This window comes from Bacillus inaquosorum (genome assembly GCF_023238325.1).
Lineage (GTDB): Bacteria > Bacillota > Bacilli > Bacillales > Bacillaceae > Bacillus > Bacillus inaquosorum.
This window is the reverse complement of sequence record NZ_CP096592.1, coordinates 192,173-207,988: the sequence shown is the minus strand read 5'-3', so window position 1 is coordinate 207,988 and position 15,816 is coordinate 192,173. Positions and strand designations below refer to the sequence as shown.

At 44.4% G+C, this 15,816-nt stretch carries 13 protein-coding genes and 5 tRNA genes; 6 read left to right on the top strand and 12 right to left on the bottom strand.

Annotation, left to right across the window (positions count from 1 at the left end):
- Nucleotides 1-7: 7 nt before the first annotated feature.
- From M1M80_RS01160 to M1M80_RS01105, 12 genes are all read right to left on the bottom strand, one after another.
- On the bottom strand, nt 8-1,525 hold the full coding sequence (locus tag M1M80_RS01160; protein WP_060397817.1) for an NADH dehydrogenase subunit 5: 1,518 nt from the start codon (nt 1,523-1,525) through the stop codon (nt 8-10).
- Between the two features lie 607 nt (nt 1,526-2,132).
- A complete protein-coding gene (gene glmS / locus M1M80_RS01155) occupies nt 2,133-3,935 on the bottom strand; it encodes a glutamine--fructose-6-phosphate transaminase (isomerizing) (RefSeq protein ID WP_003241446.1) in 1,803 nt (600 codons plus the stop codon).
- A gap of 432 nt (nt 3,936-4,367) precedes the next feature.
- A complete protein-coding gene (glmM, locus tag M1M80_RS01150) occupies nt 4,368-5,714 on the bottom strand; it encodes a phosphoglucosamine mutase (RefSeq protein ID WP_003241450.1) in 1,347 nt (448 codons plus the stop codon).
- An 18-nt stretch (nt 5,715-5,732) separates the two neighbouring features.
- The gene (cdaR, locus tag M1M80_RS01145; RefSeq protein WP_060397816.1) at nt 5,733-7,187 is read right to left on the bottom strand and encodes a CdaA regulatory protein CdaR; all 1,455 of its coding nucleotides are present in this window, start codon (nt 7,185-7,187) and stop codon (nt 5,733-5,735) included.
- Nucleotides 7,180-8,001 carry a diadenylate cyclase CdaA gene (gene cdaA / locus M1M80_RS01140; protein ID WP_003223651.1) on the bottom strand — a complete coding sequence of 274 codons (822 nt, stop codon included), beginning with the start codon at nt 7,999-8,001 and terminating at the stop codon, nt 7,180-7,182. The genes cdaR and cdaA overlap by 8 nt, the downstream gene beginning before the upstream one ends.
- Nucleotides 8,002-8,161: 160 nt before the next feature.
- The gene (gene rsiW, locus M1M80_RS01135; protein ID WP_003241455.1) at nt 8,162-8,788 is read right to left on the bottom strand and encodes an anti-sigma-W factor RsiW; all 627 of its coding nucleotides are present in this window, start codon (nt 8,786-8,788) and stop codon (nt 8,162-8,164) included.
- 13 nt (nt 8,789-8,801) lie between these two features.
- Nucleotides 8,802-9,365, bottom strand: coding sequence for an RNA polymerase sigma factor SigW (gene sigW, locus M1M80_RS01130; protein ID WP_060397815.1), 564 nt, complete (start codon nt 9,363-9,365; stop codon nt 8,802-8,804).
- A gap of 228 nt (nt 9,366-9,593) precedes the next feature.
- Nucleotides 9,594-9,665, bottom strand: a tRNA-Gln gene (locus tag M1M80_RS01125).
- A 4-nt stretch (nt 9,666-9,669) separates the two neighbouring features.
- Nucleotides 9,670-9,754, bottom strand: a tRNA-Tyr gene (locus M1M80_RS01120).
- 20 nt (nt 9,755-9,774) lie between these two features.
- A tRNA-Thr gene (locus tag M1M80_RS01115) sits at nt 9,775-9,847 on the bottom strand.
- A 4-nt stretch (nt 9,848-9,851) separates the two neighbouring features.
- A tRNA-Val gene (locus tag M1M80_RS01110) sits at nt 9,852-9,927 on the bottom strand.
- 3 nt (nt 9,928-9,930) lie between these two features.
- Nucleotides 9,931-10,005 (bottom strand) — tRNA-Glu (locus M1M80_RS01105).
- A 180-nt stretch (nt 10,006-10,185) separates the two neighbouring features.
- Here M1M80_RS01105 and M1M80_RS01100 point away from each other — a divergent pair.
- The 6 genes from M1M80_RS01100 (at nt 10,186) to pbp4b (ending at nt 15,803) form a co-directional block, all read left to right on the top strand.
- Complete coding sequence (locus tag M1M80_RS01100) at nt 10,186-10,641, top strand: 2-thiouracil desulfurase family protein (protein ID WP_003241460.1); 456 nt, start codon at nt 10,186-10,188, stop codon at nt 10,639-10,641.
- Nucleotides 10,642-10,653: 12 nt separating this feature from the next.
- The gene (locus tag M1M80_RS01095) at nt 10,654-11,136 is read left to right on the top strand and encodes a GNAT family N-acetyltransferase (protein WP_019257306.1); all 483 of its coding nucleotides are present in this window, start codon (nt 10,654-10,656) and stop codon (nt 11,134-11,136) included.
- Nucleotides 11,137-11,246: 110 nt separating this feature from the next.
- Complete coding sequence (gene murQ / locus M1M80_RS01090) at nt 11,247-12,161, top strand: N-acetylmuramic acid 6-phosphate etherase (protein WP_060397813.1); 915 nt, start codon at nt 11,247-11,249, stop codon at nt 12,159-12,161.
- 16 nt (nt 12,162-12,177) lie between these two features.
- The gene (locus M1M80_RS01085) at nt 12,178-13,029 is read left to right on the top strand and encodes a MurR/RpiR family transcriptional regulator (protein ID WP_060397812.1); all 852 of its coding nucleotides are present in this window, start codon (nt 12,178-12,180) and stop codon (nt 13,027-13,029) included.
- Between the two features lie 25 nt (nt 13,030-13,054).
- Nucleotides 13,055-14,422: a PTS transporter subunit EIIC gene (locus M1M80_RS01080; RefSeq protein WP_060397811.1), complete on the top strand. Its 1,368-nt coding sequence runs from the start codon at nt 13,055-13,057 to the stop codon at nt 14,420-14,422.
- Between the two features lie 55 nt (nt 14,423-14,477).
- Entirely contained in the window at nt 14,478-15,803 is a 1,326-nt protein-coding gene (gene pbp4b / locus M1M80_RS01075) for a penicillin binding protein PBP4B (protein WP_060397810.1), read from the top strand.
- Nucleotides 15,804-15,816: the final 13 nt, after the last annotated feature.

The window sequence follows — 15,816 nt, the reverse complement described above, 5'->3', positions numbered from 1 at the left end:
TAGCTCCTTATGATAAATATTGTTTAAGGTAGTCTGGGTGACTCTCTACTGACTTTGGTTTTGCTTCACCTAATCGAACTAACCAAAGATAGATTACCGCGAAGAGCACTGAAGAACGATGACGAGCAACCCACGTACCTAGAGCACTGCCAAATAGTAAGAGACATACAACAATGATGACAGCTGACATTGGAGGTTGAACACTTTGAAAATCGATTGTATGCAGCCACTTATAGAAGAGGTTATGAATGATAAAATAGACGAGGGCTGCTCCTCCTAAACATATTAAGCCAACAATTCGGCCAATTTTCCCCTCTCCAAAAGCTACGAGCTGAGTCCAAGAAACGGACAATGACCACCCTAAGATCAGCGCACTGATGAATTGATACCCCTCTCCAGGAGCAGCGAGCCAAAAAGCAACGCCTATCACTAAGGCTAACGTACGGCCAGCCGCGATCCATAAATAGGATGATCCCTCATTAGCCCGAGTCGATCCTTCATGCCGCTGTACTGCTGAACCAGCCTGTAAAAACAACGTAGCTTTGAATAAACCATGTAAAATAAGATGAATAATAGCTGCTATATAGGCTCCTAATGCACACTGAATGAGCATAAACCCCATTTGTGCAATCGTGGAGCCTACTAGCTGGCGTTTATAGTCAACCTGGACCAAACTAATACCAGTTCCAATCAATACAGAGATGCCAGCAAGCAGAAGTAAAATAATCGATGCTATACCACCATTAAATAGAGGTGAAAATCGAGTTAGTATAATCCCGCCTGCGTTTACTAAACCTGCGTGCATAATCGCAGAAACAGGAGTCGGAGCAACAATAGACTCAATTAACCACCTTTGGAATGGCCATTGAGCCGCAGGAATGATCACTGCTAACACAATCAATAAATGAATCACTGTTCTCTCCCAAATCCCCAGTTGAGCTAAACTTTCATTTGTTAAAACCAATGATAACCGCCATTGACCTGTGACTTGAAAAAGCCAAATCATCGCGAAAAACAAAGAAAACCAACTTAACAAAAATAACCGACCAGAAACCTTGGCTGCTTCACTAGCCACATGCCAAGCACTGTTTAACCTAATAAGTAAGGTTAAACCGACAAGAGTTGCTCCCCAAAATATAACCATCAAGCGGAGATCGCCACTTAACCATGTAATTGAAGCAGCACCTGTAGTGAAAGTAAAAAGCGTAAAATATTTTCGATATGATCGATCTCCCATTAAGTAACGTACAGAAAAACGCTGAATGACGAAACCAATTGCAAGAACAAAGAAAGTCATTAAACAAGCTAAGGAATCTAAGTGCCACGGGCCAATATCTCCACTCACACTACTATTGACAAAAAGCAGGAAGGAAACCAAAAGCGGTAAAGCCAAGATACCAATATGAATGCGAACATAACTCAAGGGTACTCGTGGAAGTAAAAACAATAATCCACTTATCCCGGAAATAATAAGCATAATAAAAAATAATGTTAATAATGATGACAAACTCAGCGAAACTAACATTTCAAATTCTCCCTTTTTAAATTCGTTATTGCTCAAAAGACCTTTAAATCAGATCATATTTTTCTAAAATTTTATTTACCTCTATTTTTTCCCAACAAAAAAACCGACAACTTCAAAATTTCAATGATTAATTTAGATCATTGAATCTTGAAAATTGTCGGCTTCACTTCAACTAACTTCAGCAAAGTTTTTTGAAGAGCTACCTTATTATTGGTCATTTTTTATACAGTGTTTTAACTTCCTTCTAAAGGAATGAAATATCGTTATACTCTAATTTAGTCCCTTGACTATAAAACAAATCGGCTTATGTTACTCTTCCTTTTTTATTAGGATCCTTTTTCATCCTATCAAGATTTAAAATTAAATATTAATAGAATGCTAAAGGCCTAATTATTTAACAAACGAAAATAAACATCTGGGCCGTTATTAAGTTAAGTATAAGATATGCTAAATTTTAAACATTGTCAACAAAAACTCAAATTCTAATTCAATGGGAGCCAAATTTGATGTTGGGAATACGGAGAATGAAAAATAAAAATATCCGTTCACTTATAAACCGGATGTACAAAAAACCCCTTTGGCTAAATAACCAAAGGGGTTAAACATATTACTCGACAGTAACACTCTTCGCAAGGTTACGAGGTTTATCAACATCACAGCCGCGATGCAGTGCAGCATAGTAAGCGATCAGCTGCAGTGGAACAACAGACACCAACGGAGCAAGCGCTGGGTTTACTTCCGGCAGTACGAATCTGTCATCCGCATCGTCTAGGCCTTTCAGTGAGATGATGCATGTGTTTGCTCCGCGAGCGGCAACTTCCTTGACGTTTCCGCGGATGCTTAGGTTTACGTGCTCTTGTGTTGCCAGTGCGAATACTGGTGTACCTTGTTCGATCAAGGCAATCGTGCCGTGCTTCAGCTCTCCGCCGGCAAAGCCTTCTGCCTGGATGTAAGAAATCTCTTTCAGCTTCAGTGCGCCTTCGACACATACGAAGTAGTCAAGGCCGCGTCCGATGAAGAAAGCGTTTCTGGATACAGTCAGGTATTCACGGGCGATCATTTCCATTTCGTCTTTCTGGTCGCAAAGGGCTTCCATTGCGTTCGCAGCGATACCAAGTTCTTTGACGAGGTCAAATCCGATATCGATGCCGTTTTTGTCAGCAGCCACAGATGCAAGAACCGCAAGAACTGCGATTTGTGCAGTGTATGCTTTCGTTGACGCAACAGCGATTTCAGGACCCGCATGAAGCAGCAATGTGTAGTCAGCTTCACGAGAAAGTGTTGATCCCGGTACGTTTGTGATAGTCAGGGCTTTGTGTCCGAGTGCTTTGACTTGAACAAGTACCGCGCGGCTGTCTGCTGTTTCTCCGCTTTGAGAAAGGAAAATGAAGAGCGGTTTCTTAGACAGAAGCGGCATGTTGTAGGAGAATTCACTCGCTACATGCACTTCAACCGGCACGTTTGCCCACATTTCAATATATTGTTTACCGACAAGTCCTGCGTGGTAGCTTGTTCCGCAGCCAATGATATAGATGCGGTCCGCTTCCGCTACAGCGGCAGCGATATCGCCAGGCACAGACAGTTTGCCGTTTTCATCTTGATACGTTTGGATGATTTTGCGCATGACAACAGGCTGCTCATCCGTTTCTTTCAACATGTAGTGAGGGTACGTGCCTTTTTCGATATCACTGGCATCCAGCTCAGCGATATAAGACGCACGTGTAATGACGTCACCATCAAGATTTTTGATGACAACTTGATCATCAGTGACGATGACCATTTCTTTATCCATCAGCTCTACGTATTCGTTGGTTACTTGAAGCATCGCCATCGCATCAGATGCTACGACGTTGAATGTATCTCCAAGACCGACTAATAGAGGGCTTTTGTTTTTCGCTACAAAAATCGTTTCTCTGTTTTCGTTGTCGAATAAAGCAATTGCATAAGAGCCTTTTAACAGTGTAAGTGTTTTACGGAACGCTTCTTCTGTATCAAGTCCTCCGTTGACAAATTGCTCGATTACTTGAACAACTACCTCTGTATCGGTGTCACTTTTGAGCTCTACATCTTGTAAATACTCTTGTTTCAGCTGAACATAGTTCTCGATCACGCCGTTATGAACAAGTGTAAAGCGGCCCAGTGCGCTTTGATGCGGGTGAGCGTTTAGATAGCTTGGTTCGCCGTGTGTTGCCCAGCGAGTATGGCCAATTCCGGCTTTCGCTTCTACATTGGCATCCACAACTTCACGAAGATCCGCAATGCGTCCTTTTTCTTTGAACACATGGATTCCCTGTTCGTTGGCAACAGCAATACCAGCAGAGTCATATCCGCGGTACTCAAGCTTTTCTAACCCTTTCAGTAAAATTTCCTTCGCATCAAGCTGACCGATATAACCTACGATTCCACACATATTTTTCTTCCTCCTAAGATTGTAAAAGGAGACGAAGAAAGTCAAATTTCAAGGGGACTTTCAATCGTCCCCTCCTACATGTTTTTTGGAAGATCATGTGATTTCTCTTTGTTCAAGGAGTCACCCCCTTGGTTTGAAGAAATCCTTACGGCTGTGATCTGCATACTCAGCCGGGAGGCATCCGCCGAAAATTCGATAACCTCCATCCTCGTCAACTAAGCCTTTTTCCGGGCGCTTAGTTCGGGCGCTATCATTATAGGTGAAGCAATAATCCCGTCTTTTCTTCCTCAGAGAAAATAAGAACAAGACAAGCTTGATTTTACAGCATGTGCCATGAACGGTCAATTGTTTTTTAAACAACTTTGCCACATGTCTCACAATTATCATATGTAAATCTCGCTTGTCTTGTTCGCTCTCTAATTATAGACTTCGTTACTCCAATCCCATTTCTGACCGGACGACTTCAGCAATGCGATTTACATATTCATCGCACAGCTCTTTCGTCTTCGCTTCAGCCATGACACGGACGAGAGGTTCAGTGCCTGAAGGGCGCACCAAAATCCGGCCGTCGCCGTTCATTTCTTTTTCAACTTCAGAAATAACAGCTTTTACTTTTTCGTTTTCTTCGACTTTATATTTATCAGTTACTCTCACATTGACTAACAGCTGCGGGAACTTCTGCATTTCAGCTGCAAGCTCTGACAGCGGCTTGCCTGTCGCTTTCAAAGTGTTCATCAGCATAATAGCAGACAATAATCCGTCTCCTGTCGTGTTGTAATCAAGGAAAATAAGATGTCCTGACTGCTCTCCGCCAACATTGTAGCCGTCTTTTTTCATCGCTTCTACTACGTAGCGGTCGCCCACAGCTGTCTGTACGCTTTTGATGCCTTCTTTTTCGAGCGCCTTATAGAAGCCGAGGTTGCTCATCACGGTTGAAACCACTGTATCATCCTTCAAACGGCCCTCTGATTTCAGGTGTTTTGAGCATATGTACATGATTTGGTCGCCGTCAACGATATTTCCTTTTTCATCGACAGCAATCAGGCGGTCGCCGTCACCATCGAACGCAAGACCCAGATCGGCGTTTTTCTCTTTGACAAACGCGCTGAGCGCTTCCGGATGAGTCGATCCGACGCCGTCATTAATATTTAATCCGTTTGGAGAAGTTCCCATTGTTGACACATCTGCATCTAAATCAGCAAACAGGTGTGTCGCCAAGGAAGACGTTGCGCCATGAGCACAGTCAAGCGCCACATGAATACCTGTGAAATCTTCATCAGCTGTCTGTTTTAAGAATTGCAGATATTTTTGGCCGCCTTCAAAATAATCGTTTACAAGCCCAAGATCAGCTCCGACCGGTCTTGGCAGCTTATCCTCCGGTTCGTCCATCAGGCGCTCAATTTCAGCCTCCTGTTCATCAGAAAGCTTAAATCCGTCTCCCCCGAAAAACTTGATGCCGTTATCCTGCACTGGATTGTGAGAAGCAGAAATCATGACGCCTGCCTCTGCATCCATTGCTTTTGTTAAATAAGAGACACCAGGTGTAGAAATGACACCCAAACGCATGACTTCTGCGCCAATGGATAAAAGTCCGGCGACAAGGGCTCCCTCCAGCATATGGCCGGAGATCCGTGTATCGCGGCCTATCAGCACTTTTGGACGTTGTTTGTCTTTAGTCAGTACATAACCGCCGAAACGTCCGACTTTAAAGGCCAGCTCAGGTGTAAGCTCACTATTGGCGACACCTCTTACACCGTCTGTTCCAAAATACTTGCCCATTTTATAATCGCTCCTTTTTTATTCCGATGAGGATTGTGAATCCGCAGTGGATTCGTCCTCATCCTGATCTTGGTTTTGATCTTTATTTTCGTCTTGTTTTTGATCATTGCTGTCTTTATCAGTGTTCGTTGTATCTTCTTGCTGCTTGTTATCTTGATCATTCGTTTGTTTATCTGTGTCATCCTGGTTTCCTGATGTATTGCCACTGTTATCATTAGTCGATGTATTGCTTTTTTTGGACGTCAGCTTGATTTTGGCGTTTTTCTGCCCCAAGGACCAGGTTACATTCTGAGGCCCATTTACTTCAAGCTTCACGCTATGCTCCCCATCATCTAAATCTGAAACATTCACATACAATTCAATATCAGATTTCTTCAGATTTTTTATATTAGCGGGAGAGCCTTTAGCCGTCACGTCTATCGCCTGCGATTCAGGATCTAGAAACTCAATGTTTTGCGAGCTGCTCAGCCCTATAGTCTTAATAGGGACATTCTCAAATTTTTGATCCGCTTCACTATCAACTTCAATATGCAAAGTCACCTTTGACGGCGAGATTTTTTTGACGCCGTCAGGAAGCGGGATGTCTGCCTCGATATCGGAATCCTTGTTAATTTTGCTTAAATCTAAGCTGACGCCGTCAATAAATTCAAGAGAATCCAACACATCCTGAGAGCCGTAAACTGTTACCTCACTGGGGCTGGATTCAATATTCGCTATGCTGACACCGTCAGGAAGGCTTCCTGTCCGTTCAATTTTAAAAGGCACTTTTTTACTCGGGCTTGTCACCGGAACGGTAATCTTGATGACCGAGGGCTCCACGTCGACAGGAAGCGCGTTTCCGTCTTTATCATAAACAGTTACTTTCGCTTCCTTTTCAATCGTTTCATCTGCGTTTTCCAAATTCACTGAAGCTTTCACAAGAGAAATGTTATCAATCACATTTTTAGATCCCGTAATCTGCACATTTTTCGGACTGACAATCGGCTGCTCCGGAGAATAGCCTTTTTTCATCTTGTTTTTATTGTAGTACTCCACTTCTACGGGAAAGCTTTTGGTCGTCCGTTCTTGAATGGTCACTGTCGTAACAGACGGATTGATCGAGATTGTCAGCCCATCCGACACGTTTTTGGCCTTAAGCTCGACCTTATGTGTGCCGGTTTTTAAATTTTCCATGTCGGCATAAATTTCAAAGTTCTTTGTCTGCCTAGCCTTTTTCACGGCGCTTGTCGAGCCTTTTATCGTGACATTAACCGTTTGCGGGACACCTGTCACGACGTAATTTTCATCATCATAATACGCTTTGACCGGTATATCGGTCAGTGTTGCTTCATCAATTGTTGATGTCGGAAAGAAAGATTCACCCGGTTTTTTCGGAGTCGGTGCTTGATTGCTGTTAACCGCCACATAAAGCAAGAGCGCGAAAAGCAGAGCAATGATTTTCACAGCCCAGCGGTTGTTTAAGAATTTATCCATTTTTCTTGCCCCTCCAATACCAGCGGTTAGAAGAAGTGTCTCTGGTGTTTTTCTTAAACTCGGCTTCAAGCATTTCTTTCAGTGCTTCTTCCGTCAGCTCTCTGTGAAGGTCGCCGTTCTTCGCCACACTGACGCCGCCGGTCTCTTCAGACACAATAATCGTCAAACTGTCCGTTACTTCGCTGATGCCGACAGCCGCTCTGTGCCGCGTACCCAGTTCTTTTGAAATAAACGGGCTCTCCGAAAGCGGCAGATAACAAGCGGCAGCGGCAATTTCATTATTCTTCATAATCACCGCACCGTCATGAAGCGGAGTGTTCGGAATAAAAATATTGATCAGCAGCTCAGAGCTGACCTTGGCATTCAATGGTATGCCGGTCTCAATATAATCCCCCATTCCAGTATCCCGCTCAATGGTCAGCAGGGCGCCTATACGGCGTTTCGCCATATAATTGATCGCTTTTGTGATTGCCTCAATCGTTTTCTGCTGCGCTTCCTCTACAGGCGTACCGCTCCTTGAAAAAAAGCGGCCGCGGCCGAGCTGTTCAAGCGCTCTTCTCAGCTCAGGCTGAAAAATAATAATAATTGCTAAAAATCCCCATGTTATCGCTTGGTCCATCAGCCATTGAAGCGTGCTGAGGCCCAAGTATTGGCTGGCCATACGAACAAGCACGATCACTACAATTCCTTTTAACAGCTGAACCGCTTTCGTGCCGCGTATCACCATAATCAATTTATATATCACATACCAAACAAGGAGAATATCAACGGCATTGCCGAGGTACTGCAAAAAAGGGATATCCTCAAAAGCCATTTCCTCGTCCTCCAAGATTTCAGTCATTTCGTATTTTGTGTTTTACGTGTTACGCATATGTACTTTACATAGCGAGCCCATTATACCACATTTCGATTTAGCAAGTGAAATGTGCCCGCCTTCTCAGCCCGTAAAAAAAGAGCAAAGCGACTGACGCGCTTTACTCTTTTCCATTTGGATCTAATGCATGGAGTACACTTTTCCCCGCAGACTTCATTTTGTACCATGTCCAGTCGAATAATTGATTGATTTCTTCAATCTGACCGGTGACTTGTCCAGCAGAGGCCATATACTTTTCGCCGTTTACGACGGTTACATCCCCGTCTATTTTTCCTTTAATAATCAGCTTGCCGTTTTTAACAGTGACATCACCTTTGACCGTCTCACCCTCAGGCACGATCACAGTGTTGTTATGCACCACAAGATTCGGCTGCTTGGACACGCTGAAATTGTGGTCATTATGCCAACTGTTTAAAAAACCTCCGCCCATCAAAATGATGAATACCGCAGCAGCTGCGATAACGGGATGGGATCTGAACCATCTTTTCACAGAAGCTCTTTTCTTCTCCTTAGGCAATTTTGCCATGACGTTAGCGGTAAAATTCGCGGGGGCTTCAACATGCGATGTGCTCCGGACGAGCGCTATGGATTTTTCCATCTCATAAAAATGCTTTCTGCATTTCTCGCATGTCTCAAGATGTTCCTTTAATACGTCTTCATCTTTTGGAAGGATATCTCCATCAAGATGCATATGCATAAGCTGCACAATTTGTTCAGGACAGCTCATTTCATCACCCCACTTAAAGATCCCTTAATTGTTTTCTGAGAGCCTCTCTGCCTCTGTGAATCCGCGTTTTTACAGTCCCCACAGGAATGTTCAGAATCTCGCCGATTTCAATTAATCTGAGTTCGTCAATATACTTTAATACGATGACTGTTCTGTATTTGTCAGGAAGCTTTAAAATCTTCTGCTGAATCGTGCTTGAGAGCTCCAGCGACACTACTGCATCTTCAGGCAAAACCCCATCTGCGGCGATTTGTGAATACATGGTCAAGCCTTCCGTACCAGCCACCTCTGCATCGAGGTAATAATCAGGCTTCTTTTTGCGAATGCGGTCAATGGTCAAATTGGTCGCGATTCGATAAAGCCAAGTTGAAAATTTCCGGTTAATATCAAAACTGTCGATATTAACGTACGCTCTGATGAAAGCCTCCTGTGCAATATCCTCCGCCTCATGCACATTGCCAAGCATACGGTAGCAAAGCTGATAAATTTTATCCTTGTAAATATCTACGATGTCCGCAAATGCATTTTGGTCGCCTTTTTTGACTTGCTTAATTCTCTTTTTAATCATCATTTCCATATTTATCTAACCTCTGCCTTCACCGGTCTGTATGTATACGAGCTTCGTTTCAAAAGGTTTCAACTTTTTTATAAAATAAGTTTATCAAATTTTTGGCAGGGTGTAGATGGTAATTCGTGAATAAACTACCTTAACATATTTTTAAAATTACTATACAGACTGAACAGTTAGAAATTGGAATGATTTTAAAAAGAAAAAAAGACACCTTTTGGTCAAAGGTGTCTGTGACTGGGCTAGCTGGATTCGAACCAACGCATGACGGAGTCAAAGTCCGTTGCCTTACCGCTTGGCTATAGCCCAATAATGGTGGAGGGGGGCAGATTCGAACTGCCGAACCCTGAGGGAGCGGATTTACAGTCCGCCGCGTTTAGCCACTTCGCTACCCCTCCATATAGATGTAAGAAAAGAGTGCCGGCAAGAGGACTTGAACCCCCAACCTACTGATTACAAGTCAGTTGCTCTACCAATTGAGCTACACCGGCAAGATGGTGGAGGATGACGGGCTCGAACCGCCGACCCTCTGCTTGTAAGGCAGATGCTCTCCCAGCTGAGCTAATCCTCCAAATGGTGACCCGTACGGGATTCGAACCCGTGTTACCGCCGTGAAAGGGCGGTGTCTTAACCGCTTGACCAACGGGCCGTTTGTGTTCTCGTCGAGCTGACAAAAGTTATTATATACAGGTTACCCCCTGTTTGTAAAGAGGAAAATTAAATTTTTTATTTTCAAACTTTTTAACTCCTTTTTTAACTGAAAAAGCCTCCCAACATTTATCATTTCTTTTATGATAGAGACAAACAAATCAAGAGAGGAGAAACCAATATGATTCTAGTCAGTTCTTGCCTTGGCGGCATTGAATGCAGATACAACGGCTCTCATGCCGCATCGGAGAAAATCAGAAAACTCGTCGAAGAAAATAAAGCAGTTATGGCATGCCCCGAGCTTCTCGGCGGCTTCTCAACTCCCCGCGAACCTGCAGAGATCATCGGAGGCAAAGGCGAGGATGTTCTCAATGGAACCGCGAAAATCGTGACAGCTTCAGGAGAAGATGTAACAGAATTATATATGGAAGGCGCCGCTAAAACATTAGCTTACGCAAAAGAAATCAATGCCTCTGCCGTCATATTAAAAGAAAACAGTCCATCGTGCGGAAGCAGTTTTATCTATAACGGCACATTCTCTGGCAAAAAAATCGCCGGCAGCGGAGTGACTGCCGCACTGCTAAAACAAGCGGGCTACCGCGTCATTTCAGAAAACCAGCTAGACGACATATTGTAAGGAGGCCACCACATGACTCAAGACATTTCTTTATCCTTCTATAAGCCTGAACATTTGCCGGAGCTTCAATCATTCACGCTAAATAACGATGACAAACGCTTTACCTCTCTCCCCAAAGAGGTGCTGACTCAGGCCCTGGGCATACAGGACCGATATCCAGTTGTCATCTTAAAAGACGATCTGCCAGTCGGTTTTTTCATTTTACATACATCAAAAGAAACGCTTGCACCCTATTCTAACAATCCATTTGCTTTACTGCTCAGTTCCCTGTCTTTAAATGCTATGCATCACGGGAAAGGCTATGCCAAAAAAGCAATGCTTCAGCTTCCCTCTTTTGTGAGCGGTTATTTTCCATGGTGCGATGAAATCATCTTGGCCGTCAATCACCTGAACACACGAGCAAAGCACCTTTATATGAAAAGCGGGTTCCTTGATAAAGGACGGCGAAGAATCGGGCCGCTCGGGGAACAGCTGATTCTTCATTATTTCTTATAGTCTTGCATGAAATAAAATTTTAAAAATACAAAAACATAGTTGAAATATCATGACAGAAATGAATATACTGAATAATAAGATATATTATTTTTAAACAGGGGGGCATCCTCATGTCAGAACCATTAAACCTTCACCGTCTTACAACGGAATCACGTAATAGCCAAACAGCGGAAATCCACAAAGCAAACACGCTCGGCATCCTCAAAATGATTAATAACGAAGATTTGAAAGTTGCTGCCGCCGTTCAGCAGGTTCTCCCCGATATTAAAACAGCTGTAGACTGCGCGTACGACTCGTTTCAAAATGGAGGCCGCCTCATATACACAGGCGCCGGCACAAGCGGCAGACTCGGTGTCATGGATGCTGTTGAATGTCCTCCCACCTACAGCGTAAGCCCAGATCAGGTCATCGGAATCATGGCTGGAGGCCCCAAAGCATTTTTGCAGGCAGCAGAGGGCATTGAAGACAGTGAAGAAGCAGGAGCTGAGGATTTAAAAAACATACAACTCACTTCAAACGACACCGTCATTGCCATCGCAGCAAGCGGGCGCACACCCTATGCCTCAGGCGCCCTAACATACGCCCGCAAAGTCGGAGCACACACCATCGCCCTTACCTGTAATGAAAATTCCGCCATCAGCAAGGATGCGGATCACAGCATTGAGGTTGTCGTCGGACCTGAGGCCATTACAGGATCAACACGTATGAAAGCCGCAACCGCTCATAAAATGATTCTAAACATGATATCCACCGCAGTAATGGTCAAAATCGGCAAGGTTTACGAAAACTTGATGGTGGACGTCAACGTCAGCAACAAAAAACTAAAAGAACGTGCCATCAGCATCATCCAAAGCCTCACAAACGCTTCATACGACACAGCCAGAAATACACTGGAACAAGCCGATCATCACGTCAAAACGGCAATCGTCATGCTCAAAACACGTACAGATCAGGAACAAGCTAAGACATTGCTTAATGAAGCAAACGGTTTTATAGACAAAGCAATCGAAAATTACCATTCATGATAAGGAGAGACCAAGAATGGCAGCAGGCGGTTTAGCCATCATCCAATCAATGAAGCACAAGCTCCCTCCATCCGAGCGTAAACTTGCAGATTACATCCTAACTCATCCCCACAAAGCAATCGAAAGCACTGTTAGTGAAATCAGTGCCTTAGCCAATTCAAGTGACGCTGCCGTCATCAGGCTCTGCAAATCACTCGGATTAAAGGGATTTCAAGATTTAAAAATGAGAGTAGCAGGGGATCTGGCAAAGCCTACTTTACAGGGCTACCGGGACATTGCTCCCCACGAACCGCTGCACTCCATTTCTGAAAAGACAGCCGGCAATGCCATTCAGGCCATTCAGGATACTTCAGACCTGATGGACTACAAAGAGCTGGAACGAGCGGTTTCTCTGCTTCTCAAAGCTCACACTGTGCATTTTATCGGCGTCGGGGCTTCCGGCATTGTCGCCAAGGACGCCCAGCAAAAATGGCTTCGCATTCATAAACAAGCTACCGCGTTCTCAGACACTCACCTTGTGGCATCTTTAATTGCAAATGCAGATAAGGATGACATCGTATTCGCCATTTCGTTTTCGGGAGAGACGCAGGAAATCATTGAACTGCTCACCATGGCTAAGGAAAAAGGCATCACAACGATCAGCCTCACACAATTCAGTCAGACATCCGTCTCTGCGCTGGCTGATGTCCCGTTGTACACAGCACATTCCAACGAAGCCCTGATTCGAAGTGCAGCCACTTCCTCCCGCCTCGCTCAGCTTTTTATGATTGATGTTTTGTTTTTAGGCATGGCCGCTGAGCAGTATGAAGAAACAACCGGCTATATCGATAAAACGAGAGCAGCCATACAATCTATGAGAAAAAAATAAGACATCTTGAAGAGGAGGGGTTTTGATGAGCAAAGAAAATAACTACAATCATCTCGCAAAGAAAATCCTTGAGCTATGCGGAGGAAAATCCAATATTTCCTCATATACTCATTGCATGACACGCCTGCGTATTACGCCTTACGATGAAAACAAAACAGATATTCAGGCCTTAAGAGACCTGGACGGCGTATTAGGAGTCGTTGAAGCTGAAACCTTACAAATCATCCTCGGCACCGGAGTCGTCAATCATGTCACAGCCGCTTTCTCAAAGCTCGTGTCAGAAGAAGAAGGTGTCGATGTCAAAGAAGCAGCTGCCAAAAAGAAAGCAGATATAAATCGGAAAAACGCCACTCCTTTTAAACTATTCTTACGTAAAATTGCCAGCATCTTTATCCCTCTTATTCCCGCACTCGTCGCTTCCGGTTTAATCACTGGGATTACCAAAGCAATTATACAAGCCGGATGGCTCTCTGCAGAATCACAAATCGCTGTTATCCTGACAGTCATCGGATCAGGACTGTTCACATATCTCGGCATCCTCGTCGGCATTAACGCATCGAAAGAATTTGGCGGTACACCCGCTCTTGGGGCTTTGGCAGGGATCTTGATTATTAATCCGGAGATCGCAAAGATCAGTTTATTCGGAGAACAGCTTCTTCCGGGCAGGGGAGGTCTGATCGGAGTTCTTTTCGCAGCCATATTCATTGCTTACACCGAACAATTTATCCGCCGTTTTATTCCTCAATCTCTCGATATCATTGTCACCCCAACCGTTTCACTATTAATCACCGGAATCGTCACATATGTCGTATTTATGCCTTTAGGCGGCTTCATTTCTGATGCCATTACATCTGGCCTTCTGTCCATCCTGGACATCGGCGGCATCGCTGCAGGCTTTATTCTGGGCGCAACCTTCCTTCCTCTCGTCGTGACCGGACTGCATCAAGGCTTGACGCCTGTGCACATGGAACTGATCAATTCAATCGGCAATGATCCTTTGCTCCCTATTCTGGCTATGGGAGGTGCAGGACAGGTAGGCGCGGCCTTTGCCATCTTTGTGAAAACGAAAAAAACAACATTGAGAAAAGCGATCGCCGGAGGGCTTCCTTCGGGGCTGCTCGGCATTGGTGAACCGCTTATTTTCGGAGTCACGCTGCCGCTCGGCCGTCCGTTTTTAACAGCATGCCTAGGTGCCGGAATCGGCGGCGCTTTTCAAGCTTATTTTCAGGTAGCCACCTTTGCGATCGGTGTCTCCGGGCTGCCGCTTTCCTTTCTCGTCCTGCCATCACAAATCATCCTATATATCGTCGGGCTCTTTATTTCATACGCGGCCGGTTTTTTATTGACCTACGCATTCGGGTATAAAGATGAAATGGCTTCTCAGTTCGATTAAATTGTTTCTGTTTTTGGGATAGTAACGGGATAGAAGCACGGAAAGGAGCAAGCCTGTGAAAACTAAAACATTGTCCTTACTCAGTGCCATTTTAATCCTATCTATATTGACGCCAAATGAAACCTTCGCGCAAACAGCAGATTACCAAGTTGAGCCGAAAACCATAAATGCAGAAACTGCACAATTCTCGTCGAAGAAACTAAGGAAGGTTGATCAGATGATTGAACGGGATATTGCAGCAGGATTTCCAGGCGCCGTTCTTGTCGTCGTGAAGGATGGCCGCATCATAAAAAAAGAAGCATACGGCTACAGTAAAAAGTACGAAGGATCAGAACTGCTGCGCCGTCCGGTAAAAATGAAAACCCGCACGATGTTTGACTTAGCCTCTAATACGAAAATGTACGCAACTAATTTTGCATTGCAGCGCTTAGTCAGCCAAGGAAAACTCGACGTCTATGAAAAGGTTTCTGCATATTTGCCTGATTTCAAAGATCAGCCGGGAGACCTTATTAAAGGAAAAAACAAGATTCGTGTCATCGATGTTCTCCAGCACCAGTCCGGGCTCCCCTCAAGCTTTTACTTTTACACGCCGGAAAAAGCCGGCATGTACTATTCTCAGGATCGGGACAAAACGATTGAATATTTGACAAAAATCCCGCTCGATTATGAAACAGGGACAAAACACGTATACAGTGACATCGGATATATGCTCCTCGGCTGTATTGTCGAAAAACTCACCGGTAAACCGCTTGATATCTACACGGAGCAAGAACTTTACAAGCCGCTGGGACTGAGACATACCTTGTACAATCCGCTCCAAAAAGGCTTTAAACCAAAGCAGATCGCAGCTACTGAACGTATGGGCAATACGCGCGACGGCGTTATTCATTTCCCTAACATCCGCACAAACACGCTGCAAGGAGAAGTTCATGACGAAAAAGCATTTTACTCAATGGACGGCGTGTCCGGCCATGCCGGATTGTTCTCAAATGCTGATGATATGGCCATTCTGCTGCAAGTCATGTTAAACAAAGGATCATATCGCAGCGTTTCTTTATTTGATCAAAAAACAGCCGACCTATTTACAGCACCTTCAGCAATAGATCCGACATTCGCACTTGGCTGGCGGCGAAACGGAAGTAAAAGCATGGAATGGATGTTTGGCCCTTATGCCAGCGAAAAAGCTTACGGGCATACCGGCTGGACAGGGACAGTTACCGTCATTGATCCAACCTACAATTTAGGCATCGCATTGTTAACAAATAAAAAGCATTCACCAGTAGCTGATCCAGAGGAAAATCCAAACGTGTTTGAGGGTGACCAATTTCCAACAGGCAGTTATGGGAGCGTCATTACCGCGATTTATGAAACGATGGAATGAATGATTCAACGAT

Bases quoted from the DNA above. Each gene is read 5' to 3' on its own strand.
- M1M80_RS01160 (WP_060397817.1), bottom strand. From the start codon at position 1,525: ATGTTAGTTTCGCTGAGTTTGTCATCATTATTAACATTATTTTTTATT.
- glmS (WP_003241446.1), bottom strand. From the start codon at position 3,935: ATGTGTGGAATCGTAGGTTATATCGGTCAGCTTGATGCGAAGGAAATT.
- glmM (WP_003241450.1), bottom strand. From the start codon at position 5,714: ATGGGCAAGTATTTTGGAACAGACGGTGTAAGAGGTGTCGCCAATAGT.
- cdaR (WP_060397816.1), bottom strand. From the start codon at position 7,187: ATGGATAAATTCTTAAACAACCGCTGGGCTGTGAAAATCATTGCTCTG.
- cdaA (WP_003223651.1), bottom strand. From the start codon at position 8,001: ATGGCTTTTGAGGATATCCCTTTTTTGCAGTACCTCGGCAATGCCGTT.
- rsiW (WP_003241455.1), bottom strand. From the start codon at position 8,788: ATGAGCTGTCCTGAACAAATTGTGCAGCTTATGCATATGCATCTTGAT.
- sigW (WP_060397815.1), bottom strand. From the start codon at position 9,365: ATGGAAATGATGATTAAAAAGAGAATTAAGCAAGTCAAAAAAGGCGAC.
- M1M80_RS01100 (WP_003241460.1), top strand. From the start codon at position 10,186: ATGATTCTAGTCAGTTCTTGCCTTGGCGGCATTGAATGCAGATACAAC.
- M1M80_RS01095 (WP_019257306.1), top strand. From the start codon at position 10,654: ATGACTCAAGACATTTCTTTATCCTTCTATAAGCCTGAACATTTGCCG.
- murQ (WP_060397813.1), top strand. From the start codon at position 11,247: ATGTCAGAACCATTAAACCTTCACCGTCTTACAACGGAATCACGTAAT.
- M1M80_RS01085 (WP_060397812.1), top strand. From the start codon at position 12,178: ATGGCAGCAGGCGGTTTAGCCATCATCCAATCAATGAAGCACAAGCTC.
- M1M80_RS01080 (WP_060397811.1), top strand. From the start codon at position 13,055: ATGAGCAAAGAAAATAACTACAATCATCTCGCAAAGAAAATCCTTGAG.